The organism is Nocardia brasiliensis IFM 10847 (assembly GCF_000710915.1).
Taxonomy (GTDB): Bacteria; Actinomycetota; Actinomycetes; order Mycobacteriales; family Mycobacteriaceae; genus Nocardia; species Nocardia brasiliensis_A.
This window is the reverse complement of the sequence record NZ_BAUA01000175.1, coordinates 43,388-60,529: the sequence shown is the minus strand read 5'-3', so window position 1 is coordinate 60,529 and position 17,142 is coordinate 43,388. Positions and strand designations below refer to the sequence as shown.

Sequence of the window (17,142 nt, the reverse complement as noted above, 5' to 3'; positions counted from 1 at the left end):
ACGGAAGCTACGTACCCGCCCGGGTGCGCCAGAAGCTGATCGAGGCAATCGCACACGCCGAAAACCCGAGCGCCCGCTGACGGCACCGTCGAAGCCGTCCCGTTTGTGGAAAGGCCCCGCGCCGGATGTCTCCAGCGCGGGGCCCCGAACGAGAAAAGAGCTGCTGACAGCTACTTTTCAATCACTGAACGTCACTCACTTGCAAGCAGCCTTGGCTTCCCGCCGACGCCGATGCAGGATCGGCTCGGTGTAACCGTTGGGCTGCTTGGTCCCCTCGAGGATCAGCTCCTTGGCGGCTTGGAAGGCGATGCTGCCTGCGAAGTCCGGGGACAGCGGGCGGTAGTTGCGGTCGCCGGCGTTCTGCCGGTCGACGATCGGCGCCATCCGTTCCAGGCTGGCCACCACCTCGTCGGCGGTGACGATGCCGTGGCGCAGCCAGTTCGCCATCAGCTGGCTGGAAATGCGAAGGGTGGCACGGTCTTCCATGAGCGCGACGTCTTCGATGTCGGGCACCTTGGAGCAGCCGACGCCCTGGTCGATCCAGCGCACCACGTAGCCGAGGATGGACTGGGAGTTGTTGTCCAGCTCCTGCTGCTTCTCCTCGGCCGACCAGTTCGGGGCCGCGGCGAGCGGGATCTCCAGGATCTGGTCGACGGTGGCCCGCGGGCCGCCCTTCAGGATTTCCTGCTGCCGGTCGAGCACGTTGACCTGGTGGTAGTGGGTCGCGTGCAGGGTGGCGGCGGTGGGCGAGGGCACCCACGCGGTGTTGGCGCCGGCCTTGGGGTGGCCGATCTTCTGCACCAGCATGTCGGCCATCAGGTCCGGCATGGCCCACATGCCCTTGCCGATCTGCGCCTTACCGGGCAGCCCGGTGGCCAGGCCGGTGTCGACGTTCCAGTCCTCGTAGGACTTGATCCACTGCTGGCCCTTCATCTCGGCCTTGCGGACCATCGGCCCGGCCTCCATGGAGGTGTGGATCTCGTCGCCGGTGCGGTCGAGGAAGCCGGTGTTGATGAACACCACGCGTTCGGCGGCAGCCTGGATACAAGCCTTGAGGTTCACCGTGGTGCGGCGCTCCTCGTCCATGATGCCGACCTTGAGGGTGTTGCGCGGCACGCCGAGCACGTCCTCGATCCGGCCGAACAGCTCGTTGGTGAACGCGACCTCGTCGGGGCCGTGCATCTTCGGCTTCACGATGTAGACCGAGCCGGTGCGGCTGTTCTTCAGTTCGGTGTCGCCGCGCAGCGAGTGCGTCGCGATGAGTGAGGTGACCAGGCCGTCGAGGATGCCCTCTGGCACCTCGTTGCCTTCGGCGTCGAGGATGGCGTCGCTGGTCATCAGGTGACCGACGTTGCGCACGAACAGCAGCGAACGGCCGTGCAGCACGAGCTCGCTGCCGTCGAGCGCGGTGTAGACCCGATCCGGGTTCATGGTGCGGGTGAAGGTCTGGTCGCCCTTGCTCACCTGCTCGCTCAGATCGCCCTTCATCAGGCCGAGCCAGTTGTGGTAGCAGAGCACCTTGTCCTCGGCGTCGACCGCGGCGACCGAGTCCTCGAAGTCCATGATCGTGGTGACCGCGGACTCCAGCACCAGATCCTTCACGCCGGCGGTGTCGGTGCTGCCGATCGGGGAGTCCGCATCGATCTGGATCTCGATGTGCAGGCCGTTGTGCTTCAGCAGCACCGAGGTCGGCGCGTCCGGATCGCCGAGGTAACCGACCAGCTGCGACGGATCGGCGAGCCCGATCTCGGTGCCGTCCTCGAGGCCGACCTCGAGCTCACCGTCGACGATCTTGTACGAGGTGGAGCCGATGTGCGAACCGGTGATCAGGGTCGCGGCGTCGTCGAGGAAGTTGCGCGCCCACTCGATGACCTTGTCGCCGCGAACCTTGTTGTAGCTCTTGCCCTTTTCCGCGCCGTTCGCCTCGGAGATGGCGTCGGTGCCGTAGAGCGCGTCGTAGAGCGAACCCCAGCGGGCGTTGGCCGCGTTGATCGCGAAGCGCGCGTTCATCACCGGCACCACGAGCTGCGGGCCCGCGGTGGTGGCGATCTCGTCGTCCACGTTCTGCGTGCTGATCTGGAAATCGGCGGGCTCGGGGCGCAGGTAGCCGATCTCGCTCAGGAAGTTCTTGTAGGCGGCCTTGTCGTAGTTCGCGCCGGGGTGCTCGGCATGCCAGGCGTCGACCTTGCCCTGGATCTCGTCGCGTTCGGCGAGCAACGCGCGGTTGCGCGGCGCGAGGTCGTTGATGACCTGCTCGGCACCGGCCCAGAACGCGGCGGAATCTACGCCGGTTCCGGGAAGCGCCTCGTTCTCGATGAACTCGTGGAGAACGCTGGCCACCTGAAGCCCGCCGACCTGAATCCGCTCTGTCATCTACTGCCTCACTTCTGAGAAAGCCGGGTGGGAAAAGACGCATCGATGTTACCCGTGGGTAGTGATACCACCCTGTTCCGGGTCGAACGTGGCGTCTCGCCGATATGTTCCGGCGCGCCGATGAAGCGGGGTAGATCACTCGGCGCGGCACAGCGTGTCGGCGGTCGGCCGAACATGCCCTTGATTGTATCGGCCGCGCGATTTAATGTACTGATCGGAACATTTTCTGATCGACGGGAGAGCGTGTGTCGCTCGAGGACAAGGTCGTCGTGGTCACCGGGGGCAGCCGGGGACTCGGCCGGGAGATGGTGCTCGCGTTCGCGGCGGCGGGCGCGGACGTGGTTATCGCCAGTCGCAAACTCGACGGATGCGTCGCGCTGGCCGACGAGGTGCGCGACACCCACGGCAGGCGCGCGCTGCCGGTGGCGTGCAACGTCAGCGACTGGTCGCAGTGCGACACGCTGGTCGAGACGGTCTACGAGAAGTTCGGGCGGGTCGACGTGCTGGTCAACAACGCCGGGCTCTCGCCGCTCTACCCGAGCCTCGATCAGGTGTCGGAGGCACTGTTCGACAAGGTGATCGGCGTGAATCTCAAAGGCCCATTTCGTCTTTCGGCACTGATCGGTACCCGGATGGCGGCCGACGGCGGCGGGTCGATCATCAACATCTCCTCGATCGAGGCGGCCCGGCCCGCACCGCACGCGCTCCCCTACGCCGCGGCCAAGGCCGGATTGAACACGCTCACGGTCGGTCTCGCGCAGACCTTCGGACCGACCGTGCGGGTCAACACGATTCAGCCCGGTGCGTTCGCGACCGATATCTCGAAGGCCTGGACGCCCGAGGTCCGCGCGGCGATCGGCACCGTCAACGCACAGCGCCGCGTCGGCGAGCCCAGCGAAATCGTCGGCGCCGCAATGTTCTTCGCGGGCGCTGAGTCCGGATTCTGCACCGGGGCGACACTCGCCGTGGACGGCGGCTGGCGATGAAGGCACTGACCTATCGAGGCCCGCGCGAGATCTCGTACTCCGACGTGCCCGACCCGGTGCTCACCGGACCGGACGGCGTGATCATCCGGGTCACCGCCACCGGTATCTGCGGCAGCGACCTGCACATCTATGCCGGGCACGGGTTCACCGACGGGACCGGTTACAGCGTCGGACACGAAGCGGTCGGCGAGATCGTCGAAATCGGCTCGGACGTCCGAGGTTTCGGGGTCGGTGACCGCGTGCTGGTCCCCGCCTCCGCGGGATGTGACCGGTGCGCGAACTGCCGGATCGGCATCGTCGCCGCCTGCGAGCGCACGCCCGCGGCGATCGACGCCTGCTACGGGCTCGGCGGTGCGCTGTCCGGCTGCCAGGCCCAGTATCTGGCCGTCGCGCACGCCGAAGGCAATGTGGTACGCCTGCCCGCGGGCGTCAGCGACGACGCCGCCGTCGCCCTCACCGACAACGCGCCGACCGCCTGGTACGGCGCACGCCGGGCCCGGATCGCGCCCGGGGAGACCGTGGTGGTGATCGGGCTGGGCCCGGTTGGACTGATGGCGGTGCAGTCCGCGTTCGCGATGGGCGCGTCCCGCGTGCTCGGCGTCGATCTCATCGCCGAACGCCGCAAACAAGCCGCCGAACTCGGCGCCGAACCGATCGACGCCGACGACCCCAAGCTCGCGATCCGCGAGTTGCTGGGCGGCGGCGCGGATGTCGCGATCGAGGCGGTCGGCGCCGACGCCACCATCAAACTCGCGATCAGCGCGGTCGGGCACCGCGGGCGGGTCAGCGTGATCGGCGTCAGCCAGAACCGGGCTTACCCTTTCCATATGCCGCTGGCACAGATCAAGGAGCTGGAGTTCCATATCGGCCTGTGCTCGATCCAATACGAGCTGGCCACCCTGCTACGGCTCACCGCAGCGGGCCGGCTGCGCCCCGAAGCGGTCATCACCCATCGACTCCCGATGTCCGACGGCGCGAACGCCTACCGGCTGTTCGCCGAACGCGCGGACGGCGTGAGCAAGGTCGTGCTGGACCCCGCGCGATGAGCACCGCGTCGCGCAGCAGGACGACGTCGGGCGATGCCGACGTCGTCCCGGCGCGGCGCCGCGGCCGCCCGCCCGCCTCCGCCGCCAACGCCGGTGACACCCGCGGACGTATTCTGCGGGCCGCACGGGAGTTGTTCGCGGAGAAAGGATTCCACGGCACGGGTGTCGCGGAGATCGGCGACCGCGCCGATGTCCAGCGCGGCGCGCTGTACTACCACATCGGCTCCAAAGAAGAGCTGCTCTGGCAGATCCTGCACGACTACATCCAGCTGATGCTGGTCGAGGCGGAACAGATCGTGGCGGGCGAGGACGATCCGATCAGTCAGCTGCGTCAGCTGATCCACAGCCACGTCCGGCTGATCATCGAGCACCGTAGCGAGGTCGCGATCCAGCTGCGCGACGTCACCGCCCTCACCGGCGAGCGCGGCGCCCAACTGCAAGAGCTGCGCGATCGCGTCCAGCAGTGCTGGCAGCGGGTGATCGACACCGGTTACGCCGCAGGTCTGCTGCGCACCGACGACCACGTGGTCACCAACAGCGTGCTCGGCATGCTCAACATGGTGACCTTCTGGTATCGCCCGCACGGCGAACACTCCCCCGCCGAGATCGCCCAGATTCTCGCCACCACGTTCCTCGACGGCGTGGTGACCACCACCGAACCGCACACGAAAGGCTGACCATGGCTTGGGATTTCGAGACCGACCCGGACTTCCAGAAGAAACTGGACTGGGCGGCGGAATTCGTCCGCACCGAGGTCGAGCCGCTCGACTCGCTGTACCCGAATCCGTACGACCGCAGCAACAAAGAAGCCATGGCGCTGATGCGGCCGCTGAAGGAACAGGTCAAGGAACAGGGGCTGTGGGCCTGCCACCTGGGCCCCGAACTCGGCGGCCAGGGCTACGGGCAGATGAAGCTCGCGCTGCTCAACGAGGTGCTCGGCACGTCGTTCTGGGCGCCGTCGGTATTCGGTTGCCAGGCACCGGATTCCGGCAACGCCGAGATCCTCGCCCACTACGGCACCGAGGAGCAGAAGGCGAAGTACCTGGCGCCCTTGCTCGCCGGTGACATCGGCTCCTGCTACGTGATGACCGAGCCCACCGGCGGTTCGGACCCCACCACGTTCAAGACCCGGGCGGTACGCGACGGCGACCACTGGGTGATCAACGGCGAGAAGTGGTTCAACTCGAACGCGCAGTTCGCCAGCTTCCACATCGTCATGGTGGTCACCAACCCGGATGTCAGCCCGTACCAGGGCATGTCGATGTTCATCGTGCCCGCCGACACCCCCGGCCTCGAGATCGTCAAGAACTTCCACGTGCACGGGTTCAGCGAGCACGAGGGCCATCTGCGGTTCACCGACGTCCGGGTGCCCGCCGACCATCTACTCGGCGCGGAGGGCCAGGGCTTCATCGTCGCGCAGACCCGGCTCGGCGGTGGGCGCGTCCATCACGCGATGCGCACGGTCGCGTTGGTGCGCAAGGCTTTCGACATGATGGCCGAGCGGGCCGTGTCCCGGCCGATGCGCAAGGGGCCGCTGGCCGGCCTGCAGATGACCCAGGAGCGCATCGCGGACAGCTGGATCGAGATGGAGCAGTTCCGGCTGCTCGTGCTGCGCACCGCGTGGCGCATCGACAAGGAACAGGATTACCTGAAGGTGCGCAAGGACATCGCCGCCATCAAGGTCGCCATGCCCAAGGTCATGCACGACATCGCCCAGCGCGCACTGCATCTGCACGGCGCCATCGGCGTCAGCACCGACCTCCCCTTCGTCGACATGATGAATTACGCCGAGGTGATGGCGATCGCCGACGGGCCCACCGAGGTGCACAAGATCACCCTCGCCAAGGAGGTGCTCAAGACCTACGAACCCGCAGATCCGGTCTACCCCAGCGGTTACCGCCCCACCCTCCGGGAAAAGGCCCGCGAGCACGTCGCCGAACGCCTCGAACACATCGTCGGCAACCTCTGATCGCGCGGTGACGTAGCGCGTCCGCGCACCGGCCTGCCGAGTCGCAGGTGGGTGCGCGGGCAGGCGCTGTCCAGGCCGATCACGAAGCGCGCGTGGTGAAGTCGACCGGCGCCGGAGTGACGTACGGGGCCATCGGGCTCAGCAGCAGCACCGAGGACATGCGGCGGGTCAGCGCGGTCGGGCCGATGAACGTCAGGCGGCCGGTCCGGATCGCCTGCGCCAGTGAGAGTCTGCCGAGCCACACCTGATACAGCGAACCGACGTCGGAGCTGATCGCCACGTCGACCGGATAACCCGGGTCGGCGTCGCAGACCGACGGGACACCCGACTCGACGACGATCCAGAAACGGTGCGGACGGTCGGTGAACCGGACAGCGAAAATCTGGCGTTTGCCGGGCAGCGCGGAGGTGTCCAGGCGGGTATGCATCCACCACACCAGCACCGCGGGATCGAGCTCCTCCGGCCGCGGGTCGCCGAAACTCCAGCGGGCGCCCCACGTGCCGAAGCCGAACAGGATCCGCTCGAGATCCCGGCCCGCGGCGGTCATCAGATACTCCGAGCCCACCTTGTCGAGCAGTCCGGCACGCTCGAACTGACGCAACCGCTTGGCCAGCAGGCTGCGGGACAGGCCGGGCAGGCCGCGCGCCAGATCGTTGAACCGGGTCGTACCCAGCAGCAGGTCGCGCACGATCAGCAGCGACCAGCGCTCGCCGAGCACGTCGAGCGCGCGAGAGATCGGACAGTACTGGCCGTAGCCCGGTGTCGTCATGGTCACCTCGTATTCGGGGTCCAGATACTGGACCGGCAGAGTCCACTTTCTGGACTATTCGGTTATCGCGGCCGTTCCTACCTTCGAAACATGACGACAACCTCTTCCGACATCCGCATCGACTGGATCGCCCGCGCTCGCGAGGTCGGCGCCGCCCTGCGCCCCGAGGTGGCGGCCAACGACCGCGCGGGCGAACTGTCCACCACCGCCTTCGACCTGCTGCGCAGCACCGGACTGTCCGCCGCGCTGGTCCCCGCCGAGTTCGGCGGCGGCGGTGCGACACATCGCCAGATGGGCGACGTACTGCGCGAACTCGGCCGCCACGACCCGTCCACCGCGGTCGCGTTCGCCATGCACACCCACCTCGTCGCCGCCCAGGTGTGGCGGCACCACCACGGCATCGACACGGCACCGCTGTTCGGCAAGGTGGTCGACGGCGCGATCCTGATCAGCACCGGCGCCTCCGACTGGGTCGCCTCCAGTGGCCGAGCCGAGCGGGTGGAGGGCGGCTATCGGGTGCACGCGCGCAAATCACCGGCCAGCGGTGTCGAGGCGGGTACCGTGCTCGTCACCAGCATCCGGTGGGCGGACGCACCCGAGGGCCCGCACGTGCTGCACTGCGCCGTCCCGATCACCGCGCCCGGTGTACGGATCGAAAAGACCTGGGACACACTCGGTCTGCGCGCGAGCGGCTCGCACACCGTGATCCTCGACGATGTCTTCGTACCCGACGCCGCGGTCTCCCTGGTGCGCCGCGCCGACGCCTGGCCGCCGCTGCTGAACGTGGTGATGGGCGCGGCGATGCCGCTGGTGATGGCCGCCTACCTCGGGATCGCCGACGGCGCGGTCGAACTCGCCGCCGCCCTGGTCGCCGGCCGGGACGACGCGCCCACCTTCCAACTGGCCGGCGAGATGGTCAACGCGCACACCACGGCCGCCGACCTGATCGACGCCATGTTCGCCGGTTCGGACAATCTGCGGTTCGACAACACCGACGCCTATGCCAGCCGCACCCTGAGCCGCAAGACCGCGGCCGCCGACGCGCTCATCCACACCGTCCGACTCGCCATCGAAACCGTTGGCGGACTGGGCTATTCACGCTCCTGCGAACTGGAGATGCGCTACCGCGACATCCACGGCTGTCTGTTCCATCCACTGCCGCGAGCCAAGCAGACCCGGTTCACCGGCCGCGTGCTGCTCGGACATTCGCCGCTCGGATGACGGTGCAGGCCGCGGACCAGTAGGCGCGGCAATCGCCAAGGGCACGAGACATGACGGCTCGCAGCAGCGCTACTCCACGTGAAAACTGCGGCACGGCGCTGCAATACGAGCATCGCGACGTCCTGCAGCGCTGCGATGCGGCCGCACACCGCCGCTGCCGACCGACGGGCGAAAATCCGTCAGGGTTTGTTCACACGTTTTCGCTCGTCAACGCGCGGTTGAAGGCGGGATTGCGGTGTTCAATGGTCGTATTGCTGGAACAGCTCGAAGGAGTACCCATGGTGTCGGCTCGGCGAATTGCGCGCTCCCCCATCACGTGGGCGTTGGCGGTGGTCCTGGTCGTCGGGCTCGGGGTGGGGCTGGCGCTGTTTCAACCGTGGCGGTTGTTCACGAACACCACGGTCGACGAGGCCGCGCCATCGCTCGCCGCACCGGCCGGGGCCGCGCCGCCGGGCGTCCCCGCCGAACCGCGCGTCCTCGCCCGCGGCACATTCATCTCCCATGAGCACACCACGTCCGGCACGGTCGCCGTCCTCCAACTACCCGACGGCAGCCGCGTCCTGCGCCTGGCGGACCTCGACACCTCCAACGGCCCCGACCTGCACGTGTGGCTCACCGACGCGCCGGTCATCGAAGGCAGCTCCGGCTGGTTCGTCTTCGACGACGGCAGGCACCTCGACCTCGGCAGCCTGAAAGGCAACAGGGGCAGCCAGAACTACGCCATCCCCGCCGACACCGACCTGGCGTCGCTCACCAGCGTCACCATCTGGTGCGATCGCTTCAACGTCTCCTTCGGCGCCGCCGAGCTGGGCGCTGCCTGAATCTGGCTACACGGTCAAAACCGTTGGGCCCGTTGCGCGTAGCGCGTCCACGACTTCGGGGGCGGCGGCCTGGTCGGTCACGACGGCGTGCAGGGCGGCGGCGGGGGCGGCGACGGCCAGGGCCGTGCGGGAGAACTTGGCCGATTCCGTGACCGCGATGACCCGCCGGGCGGAGGCGATGGCGGCCTGCTTGACCGCGGCGTCGTCCAGGTCGTGAGCGGTGAGACCGTCGGCGGCGGTCAGCCCGCAGCAGCCGATGACGGCGGTGTCGAACCTGATCGCGGCCAACGATGCGAGGGTCAACGGCCCGGTCAGCGCCAATTCGCCCGGGCGTGGCCTGCCGCCCGGCACCAACAGGGTCACCGCGGGCGCCGCCGACAGCGCGTTCACCGCGTGCAGGGACAGCGGCATCACCGTGAGCCGCCGTGCCGCCAGCACGTGCGCGACCTCGACACAGGTGGTCCCGCTGTCGAGGACCACGGACTCGCCGTCGGCGATCAGACCGGCCACGGCCGCGGCGAGCCGGCGCTTGGTCTCCATGCCCTCCCGCACCCGCAATGCGTACGGCGGTTCCTCGCCGCGCAGCAGCAGGGTCCTGGCACCGCCGCGGTAGCGCTCGAGCACGCCCTGACCGGCGAGGGTCTCCAGGTCTCGGCGAATGGTCATTTCCGAGGCGCCCGTCAGTTCGGCCAGCTCGGCGACGCCGAGACTGCCTGCCGCGCGCACGGCATCGGCGATCTGCGTAAGACGATCTGTGCTCACCACATCGGTATTCAAACATCTTCCATGTTCAAAAATCAACATTTCGAACAGTCAAAGCGTTCGTTATGTTCGAGAACATGCAAAGTACGTTGCGCGCCGCACGAGTGGCCACCTTCGCCTTCTTCGCGTTGAACGGATTCCTGATGGGCATGTGGGTCGTGCACATCCCGGCGATCGAACAGCGGACCGGCATCGGCCACGCGACACTCGGCTGGCTGCTCCTGCTCCTGGGTGCGGGCGCGTTCGCGGGCATGCAGATCGTCGGCCCGCTCGCCGATCGTTTCGGCGCCCGAGTCGTCGTCCCGGCGAGCGCGGCGCTCTGCGCGGCCGCCTTGGTGCCGCCCGGACTGGCCACCAACGGCTGGCTGCTCGGCGCGGCACTGTTCGGACTCGGGCTCGGCAACGGCTGTCTCGACGTCGCGATGAACTCGCACGCCGTCCAGGTCGAACACGGTTATCGGCGCGCGGTGATGTCGGCGTTCCACGCCACCTTCTCGCTGGGCGGCGTGCTCGCCGCGCTGATCGGCGCCCGCACGCTGAGCTGGGACTGGTCACCCGCCACCACGCTGGGCGTCGCGGCCCTGCTCGGGCTCGCCGTCGCGCTGTCCGCCGCGCCGTCCCTGCTTCGGACCGAAGCCGCCGGCACCGCAACCACTTCCGCAATAGGCGGCAAATACAAAGCGACACGGCGGATCTGGCTGCTCGCCGTTCTCGCGTTCCTGCTCATGCTCTGCGAAGGCGTCGCCAACGATTGGAGCACACTGCATCTACGCGATGTGCTCTCCGCCTCCCCCGCCACGGCCGCACTCGCCTACGGCGCCTTCGCCACGGCAATGACCGTCGGCCGCCTGCTCGCCGATCGGCTCAGCACCAGGTTCGGCCCGGTGGCCATCCTGCGCTACGGCGCGGCGACGGCGGCGATCGGCCTGTCCACGGCCGCACTCTCGCCCTGGATTCCACTCGCGCTCGTGGGATGGGCCGTCTTCGGCGCGGGCATGTCCGGATGCGTCCCGCAGCTGTTCAGCGCCGCCGGTCACGCGGACCGAAACGCGGTGGGCGCCAACGTCGCCCGAGTGGCGGGCATCGGATATCTCGGCATGCTGGCCGGGCCCGCGATCATCGGGCCGCTCACCCACTTCGCCGCGCTCGACGTCGTCTTCTTCCTGCCCGTCGCGTTCTGCGTGCTCGCAGCCGCCGCGTCGGGCATCCTGCGCACCCGCTCGACCAGCGCGGACGCGGCCGACACCGGGCAGCGCGCCGCCTGAACCGGGCCGCGAAAAAATGACCCGACAACGGTAGGTCCGTTATGTCACCATGGGATTCGACGATGATCACCGAGTAGCGGTGACGCCCGAGCACGTGGAAAGGAGGAGGTGGCGAATGCGCCCGACCATGCCGAACACCTGTGCGGCCCAGCGCTTGTCGACCGTGAAACCCGGCCGCGAAAACAGCCGCCTCCAAGACGGTCGCTGACCTTCCCCTGCCACCGCATCGCTCGACTCTTCCCGAAACATGGTGATTCCCATGCCCTTCCGCCATGCCGCGTACCCCGCGGCCGTCACCGCCGACAACTGGATACACACCGGCGTGCTGGTGCTCAACGCCTCCTACGAGGCACTCGACGAGATCAGCGCCGACCGGGCCGTGGTGCTGCTCATGGCCGGAACCGCGGAATCGATCGCCGACCGGGTACCGCACTTCACGATCCGGTCCCAACACGTCGAGGTGCTTCTGCCGGAAACCATCCGGCTGCTGCGCTACGTCTACCTCGAGCACAGCGCGCGGGTACACGACGAGAGCCGCGCGACCTGGGCCGGCGTCCTGCGCCGGGACAACCACCGGTGCGGCTACTGCGCCGCCTGGGCCCGCACCGTCGACCACATCCGCCCGCGCAGCCGGGGCGGCCCGAACACCTGGAGCAACCTCGTCGCCTGCTGCGGGCCGTGCAACACGAGCAAGGCCGACCGCACCCCCGAGGAGGCGGGCATGCGGTTGCTCTGGGTGCCGAAGGCGCCCAACCACCGGGCCAAGCAGCAGCGACAGATCTGGAAGCAGCTCGCACGGACCTGACATCCGAGAAAGGAGACCACCACGATGACCGTCCACACCGACACCGCCGCCGTCGTGCAGCTGACCCTGGCGGAGCTGCTCCCGCTCTCGGACTCCGGCGAGTGGCATCGGGCCGCCTGCCGCGGTGACCCGCATCACGAGGCCTGGTTCCCGTACCCGTCGCAGGACTTCGACTACGCGCGCGAGGTCTGCGCGGATTGCCCCATCCGCACCGCGTGCGGCGAATTCGCCGCGCGCACCGGCCAGTCCGGCGTCTGGGGTGGCCACGAGTTCGACCGGGGCCGGATGATCCGCCCCTGACCACCGGCGTCGTGCCCTGTCGGGGCACGACGCCGGGTGTTTCGACACGGCACGCCGACGAGCAGGAGACTCGCCGAGCCCGCAAACCGCAGGTGAACATACACTGTGCACCGTGGGCACTCATCGCAGCGGAACCAGGTCCCGTGGCGTCAGTAAAGGTCCGGTTCTCGCGATAGTGGCCATCGTGCTGCTGGTCGCGGGCGTCTTCGGCTGGTTTCAGTTGAGAGACCGCGCCGCGGACGAGGACAGCGCCGCCGCGGCCGAATGCGTCTCCGGCGCCGCGACGCTGTACGTGACCGCGGATCCGGATATCGCACCGCAGGTCAGGGCGGCCGCGGACCGCTACAACGCGACGAAGCCGAAGGTGCGCGACCACTGCGCGCAGGTGTCGGTCACCACCCAGCCCTCCGCCTCTGTCGTCGCCGCCTTCACCAGCGGCAAACCCTGGGATCAGAATCTCGGCCCGCAACCGGTGCTGTGGATCCCGGACTCGACCCGCTCCATCGAAGCCATGCGTGTCCCGGGCTTGATCGAGGGCACGCCCGCACCGATCGCGGTGAGCCCGATCGTGCTCGCGGTGCCCGACGAATTGCGCGGTGCCCTCGAAGAAGCCAAGTCGTCGTGGTCGGATCTGCCACGCCTGCAACAGGGTTCGCTCAGCGATATCGGCCTGTCCGGCTGGGGCGGCCTGCGCATGGCGCTGCCGCCGGGCGATGCCACCCTCGCCGCCGCCATCGCGGTCGGCTCCGCGGTCTCGGGCGCAGACCCCCTCAACGACCCCGCCGCACAGTCGGGCCAGGTCGTCTCGGCCATCTCCGGCCTCGCCGCCGAGGCACCCGAGGTACCCGACACCGCCGCCGCCTTCAGCGCACTCGCGGGCGCGCCGAAGAACGCCACCGTGCACGCCGTCGCCACCACCGAGCAGCAGGTCAAAAGCCAACCGGGACTTACTGTTTACCGCCCGTCCGGTGCCGCGCCGGTCGCCGACCACCCCGCGGCGCTGATGTCCGGGCCGTGGGTCGACAAGACCCAGAACCTGATCGGCGGCCTGTTCGCCGACTTCCTGCGCACCCCGGAGACCGCACAGACGTTCGCCGCGGCCGGGTTCACCGCCGGTCCGCCCGCCCCCGCGCCCACACCCGCACGCGCGGTCCTGGAGAAGGTCGCGGGCACCCTCGCCAACCCGGTGCTGGGAGTGCAATCGACTGTGCTGGTGGATGTCTCGGCATCCATGTCGACCGCCGACGGCTCGATGACCCGGCTCGCCAACGTCATCGCCGCCCTCAACTCCACGATGACCGTGATGCCGCCCGACTTCGGCCTGGGTATCTGGACTTTCGGCAAGAACCTCGACGACACCAAACCGTACAAGGTACAGGCCGCCACCGCGCCGCTCACCGACGCCCAGCGCACGAAGATCAGCAGTGCACTCGGCGCGCTACGCGCCACCGACGTGCGCGCCGATCAGGCCTACCCGTCCTTGATCGCCGCCTACAAGAACGCGGTGGCCAACTACACCGCGGGACGCACCAATTCGGTGCTGCTCATCACCGACGGACCCGACGACGATTCCTCGGTCACCGGCGCGAAACTCGCGAGCGATATGGCCGCGGCGATCGACAAGGCTCATCCGGTCCGCGTGGACATCATCGTGATCGGCGGCCCGGGCACGCAGACGCTGAAGAGCATCTCCGAACAGAGCGGCGGCACCTACACCCGCCTGGCCACCTCCGACGATCTCACCTTCGCCTCGGCAATCGTGCAGTCGCTGACCACCCCGTAAACGCCGAAACCGCGCCCTTCCGCGGACGCACCCGCTCCGACTTGCCAGAGCGGGTGCGCGACAACGGAAGTGGTGCGGCCCGAATGAGTGCGCCCAGGGGCAGCACTGCCTCAGTCGGCGTACGCCTCCAGCGGCGGGCACGAGCACACCAGGTTGCGGTCGCCATACGCGCCATCGATGCGGCGCACCGGCGGCCACACTTTCGCACGAGCGTGGCCGAGACCCCTTGGGTACACCGCGGTTTCGCGGCTGTAGGGGTGCTCCCACTCGCCCACCAGGCTGGCCGCGGTGTGCGGCGCGCCGCGCAGGGGGTTGTCGGTGACCGGCCAGACGCCCGCGGCGACCTGGTCGATCTCCTTGCGGATGGCGATCATCGCCTCGATGAAATCGTCCAGCTCGTCGAGGTTCTCGCTCTCGGTGGGCTCCACCATCAGCGTGCCCGCGACCGGGAAGCTCATCGTCGGCGCGTGGAAACCGTAGTCCGCCAGACGCTTCGCCACATCGTCGACGGTGACGCCGGTCTGCTTGGTGATCTCGCGCAGGTCCAGGATGCACTCGTGCGCGACCATGCCGTGCTCACCGGTGTAGAGCACCGGGAAGTACTCGTCGAGCCGGCGGGCGATGTAGTTCGCCGAGGCGATCGCGGTCAGCGTCGCGCCGCGCAGACCGTCGGCGCCCATCATCCGGATGTAGGCCCAGGTGATCGGCAGGATCGACGCCGAACCGTACTTCGCCGCCGACACCGCGTGCGAGTCGAGCTCGAGCGGGTCACCCGGCAGGTACGGCGCGAGATGCGACCGCACCGCGACCGGACCGACGCCGGGACCACCGCCGCCGTGCGGGATGCAGAAGGTCTTGTGCAGGTTCAGATGGCTGACGTCGCCGCCGAACCGGCCCGGACGGGCAAGGCCGACAAGCGCATTCAGGTTCGCGCCGTCCACGTACACCTGGCCGCCCGCGTCGTGCACCAGCGCGCACAGCTCGGCGACCTCGTGCTCGTACACGCCGTGCGTGGACGGGTAGGTGATCATGATGCAGGCCAGCCGGTCGGCGTGGTCGGCGATCTTGGCGCGCAGGTCGTCCAGGTCGACGTCACCGTTGTCACGGCACTTCACCACCTCGACGCGCAACCCCGCCATCGCCGCAGACGCCGCATTGGTGCCGTGTGCGCTGGACGGGATGAGGCACGTATCCCGGTGCGTGTCACCACGATCCAGGTGATAGCGCCGGATCGCCAGCAAACCGGCGTACTCGCCCTGACTACCGGCGTTCGGCTGCAGGCTCACCGAATCGTAACCGGTGATGTCGGCGAGCCACTGCTCCAGATCGTGGATCACCTGCAACAGCCCCGGGGCGTCCTCGACCGGCGCGTACGGGTGCACACGGGCGAACCCGGGCCAGGTGATCACTTCCATCTCCGCGGTCGCGTTCAGCTTCATGGTGCAGGAGCCGAGCGGAATCATGCTGCGGTCCAAGGCGATGTCCTTGTCCGACAGCGACCGCAGGTAACGCAGCATCGCGGTTTCGGTGTGGTACTTGGTGAACGCGGGATGCTCGAGGAACGGCGAGGTCCTGGTCTCGATCGTGGCGGCCGGGGCCGGCTCGCGCTGCTCGGAAGACAGTGCGGTGCCGAACGATTCGAGCACCGCAGCCACGTGCGCCGCCGTGGTGGCCTCGTCACAGGCGATGCCGACGTGATCGGCGTCCACCAGCCGCAGGTTGATCCCCCGCGACTTCGCCTTGGCGACAACGGCTTCCGCGCCGCCGGGCACATGGGCCAATACGGTGTCGAAGAAGGTGTCGTGCACGACCGCGCCGTCCAGCCCGGCCGCGATGGCCGCGGCATGTCCGTGTACCCGGCGCGCGATGGCGCGCAGGCCCTCGGCACCGTGGTAGCTCGCGTACATCGCGGCCACGATCGCCAGCAGCACCTGTGCGGTACAGATGTTCGAGGTGGCCTTCTCGCGACGGATGTGCTGCTCGCGGGTCTGCAACGCCAACCGGTAGGCGACGTCCCCGTCCGCGTCCACCGATACGCCGACCAACCGGCCCGGCAGCTGCCTGGCATACGCCGTGCGCACCGCCAGATAACCCGCGTGCGGACCACCGAAACCGAGCGGCACGCCGAAACGCTGGGTGGTGCCGAAGCAGACGTCGGCACCCTGGTCGCCGGGCGAGGCGATCAACGTCATCGCCAGCAGGTCGGCACCGACCGCGACCAGCGCGCCCCGCTCGTGCGCGGCGGCGATCAGCGACGTCCAGTCCACTACGCGACCGGACGCGCCGGGCGCCTGCACGAGCACACCGAAGAATTCACCCTCGGGCAGTTCGCCGCCGGACAGATCGGCCGGCACCAATTCGATGCCCAGCGGCTGGGCCCGGGTGGTCAGCACGGTCTTGGTCTGCGGGAACAGGTCGGCGTCGATGACCAGGCGGACCGACTTGGATCGGCTCGCGCGGTGCAGCAGGGTCATCGCCTCGGCCGCGGCGGTGGCCTCGTCGAGCATCGAGGCGTTGGCGACGTCCATGCCGGTCAGCTCCGACACCATGGTCTGGAAGTTGAGCAGCGCCTCGAGCCGGCCCTGGCTGATCTCCGGCTGGTACGGCGTGTAGGCCGTGTACCACGCCGGGTTCTCCAGCAGGTTCCGCACGAGCACCGGCGGCGTCAGCGTGTCGTAGTAGCCGAGGCCGATCATCGAGGTGGCGACGGTGTTCGAGTGCGCGAGAGCGGCGAGTTCGGCGAGCACCTCGTGTTCGGTTGCCGCGGCAGGCAATCCGGCCAGTCCGGAACCGTCCAGGATGCTGGCGGGCAGCGCCTTGGTGGCGAGCTCGTCGAGCGAGCCGACGCCGACGACGTCCAGGATCCGGGCGATTTCTTCCCGGTCGGGTCCGATATGGCGGTCGGCGAATGAGCGAGTCACGGCAGCTCCCATGGGTCGGGCGGGTCGACGTCGGTCGACGGGTACCAGCCCTCTCCCTCTGTCGTGGCGCCTGAGAGATTCGGTTGCCGCGACCTGAGCCGAGCCCCTTTCCCCGTGGGCG

At 68.6% G+C, this 17,142-nt stretch carries 14 protein-coding genes; 10 read left to right on the top strand and 4 right to left on the bottom strand.

Going from position 1 to position 17,142, the window contains the following annotated elements:
* Positions 1 to 195: 195 nt before the first annotated feature.
* On the bottom strand, positions 196 to 2,373 hold the full coding sequence (locus tag NBRGI_RS34440) for a malate synthase G (protein ID WP_029901355.1): 2,178 nt from the start codon (positions 2,371 to 2,373) through the stop codon (positions 196 to 198).
* Positions 2,374 to 2,618: 245 nt separating this feature from the next.
* Here NBRGI_RS34440 and NBRGI_RS34435 point away from each other — a divergent pair, with 245 nt between their 5' ends.
* From NBRGI_RS34435 to NBRGI_RS34420, 4 genes are read left to right on the top strand one after another with little or no spacing between them, the layout of a single operon-like run.
* The gene (locus NBRGI_RS34435) at positions 2,619 to 3,359 is read left to right on the top strand and encodes an SDR family NAD(P)-dependent oxidoreductase (protein WP_029901354.1); all 741 of its coding nucleotides are present in this window, start codon (positions 2,619 to 2,621) and stop codon (positions 3,357 to 3,359) included.
* Positions 3,356 to 4,405 carry a zinc-binding dehydrogenase gene (locus tag NBRGI_RS34430; RefSeq protein ID WP_029901353.1) on the top strand — a complete coding sequence of 350 codons (1,050 nt, stop codon included), beginning with the start codon at positions 3,356 to 3,358 and terminating at the stop codon, positions 4,403 to 4,405. Before NBRGI_RS34435 ends, NBRGI_RS34430 begins: the two co-directional genes overlap by 4 nt.
* Positions 4,402 to 5,082, top strand: coding sequence for a TetR/AcrR family transcriptional regulator (locus NBRGI_RS34425; RefSeq protein WP_029901352.1), 681 nt, complete (start codon positions 4,402 to 4,404; stop codon positions 5,080 to 5,082). Before NBRGI_RS34430 ends, NBRGI_RS34425 begins: the two co-directional genes overlap by 4 nt.
* Before the next feature lie 2 nt (positions 5,083 to 5,084).
* Entirely contained in the window at positions 5,085 to 6,374 is a 1,290-nt protein-coding gene (locus NBRGI_RS34420; protein ID WP_029901351.1) for an acyl-CoA dehydrogenase family protein, read from the top strand.
* A gap of 79 nt (positions 6,375 to 6,453) precedes the next feature.
* Here NBRGI_RS34420 and NBRGI_RS34415 read toward each other — a convergent pair whose 3' ends face one another.
* Positions 6,454 to 7,143, bottom strand: coding sequence for a winged helix-turn-helix transcriptional regulator (locus NBRGI_RS34415; protein WP_029901350.1), 690 nt, complete (start codon positions 7,141 to 7,143; stop codon positions 6,454 to 6,456).
* A gap of 90 nt (positions 7,144 to 7,233) precedes the next feature.
* Between NBRGI_RS34415 and NBRGI_RS34410 the strand changes: the two genes are divergently transcribed.
* On the top strand, positions 7,234 to 8,364 hold the full coding sequence (locus tag NBRGI_RS34410) for an acyl-CoA dehydrogenase family protein (protein WP_029901349.1): 1,131 nt from the start codon (positions 7,234 to 7,236) through the stop codon (positions 8,362 to 8,364).
* A 50-nt stretch (positions 8,365 to 8,414) separates the two neighbouring features.
* Positions 8,415 to 9,185: a DM13 domain-containing protein gene (locus NBRGI_RS34405; RefSeq protein ID WP_370627895.1), complete on the top strand. Its 771-nt coding sequence runs from the start codon at positions 8,415 to 8,417 to the stop codon at positions 9,183 to 9,185.
* A gap of 6 nt (positions 9,186 to 9,191) precedes the next feature.
* On the opposite strand, the gene NBRGI_RS34400 is transcribed toward NBRGI_RS34405, so the two are convergent.
* Complete coding sequence (locus NBRGI_RS34400; protein WP_029901347.1) at positions 9,192 to 9,950, bottom strand: DeoR/GlpR family DNA-binding transcription regulator; 759 nt, start codon at positions 9,948 to 9,950, stop codon at positions 9,192 to 9,194.
* A gap of 74 nt (positions 9,951 to 10,024) precedes the next feature.
* Here NBRGI_RS34400 and NBRGI_RS34395 point away from each other — a divergent pair, with 74 nt between their 5' ends.
* The 4 genes from NBRGI_RS34395 (at position 10,025) to NBRGI_RS34380 (ending at position 14,100) form a co-directional block, all read left to right on the top strand.
* A complete protein-coding gene (locus NBRGI_RS34395; RefSeq protein WP_036561951.1) occupies positions 10,025 to 11,212 on the top strand; it encodes an MFS transporter in 1,188 nt (395 codons plus the stop codon).
* 259 nt (positions 11,213 to 11,471) lie between these two features.
* Entirely contained in the window at positions 11,472 to 12,017 is a 546-nt protein-coding gene (locus tag NBRGI_RS34390; RefSeq protein WP_029901345.1) for an HNH endonuclease, read from the top strand.
* Positions 12,018 to 12,041: 24 nt separating this feature from the next.
* A complete protein-coding gene (locus NBRGI_RS34385; protein WP_014984402.1) occupies positions 12,042 to 12,317 on the top strand; it encodes a WhiB family transcriptional regulator in 276 nt (91 codons plus the stop codon).
* A gap of 112 nt (positions 12,318 to 12,429) precedes the next feature.
* Positions 12,430 to 14,100: a substrate-binding domain-containing protein gene (locus NBRGI_RS34380; protein ID WP_029901344.1), complete on the top strand. Its 1,671-nt coding sequence runs from the start codon at positions 12,430 to 12,432 to the stop codon at positions 14,098 to 14,100.
* A 110-nt stretch (positions 14,101 to 14,210) separates the two neighbouring features.
* Here NBRGI_RS34380 and gcvP read toward each other — a convergent pair whose 3' ends face one another.
* Complete coding sequence (gene gcvP, locus NBRGI_RS34375) at positions 14,211 to 17,033, bottom strand: aminomethyl-transferring glycine dehydrogenase (protein ID WP_029901343.1); 2,823 nt, start codon at positions 17,031 to 17,033, stop codon at positions 14,211 to 14,213.
* Positions 17,034 to 17,142: the final 109 nt, after the last annotated feature.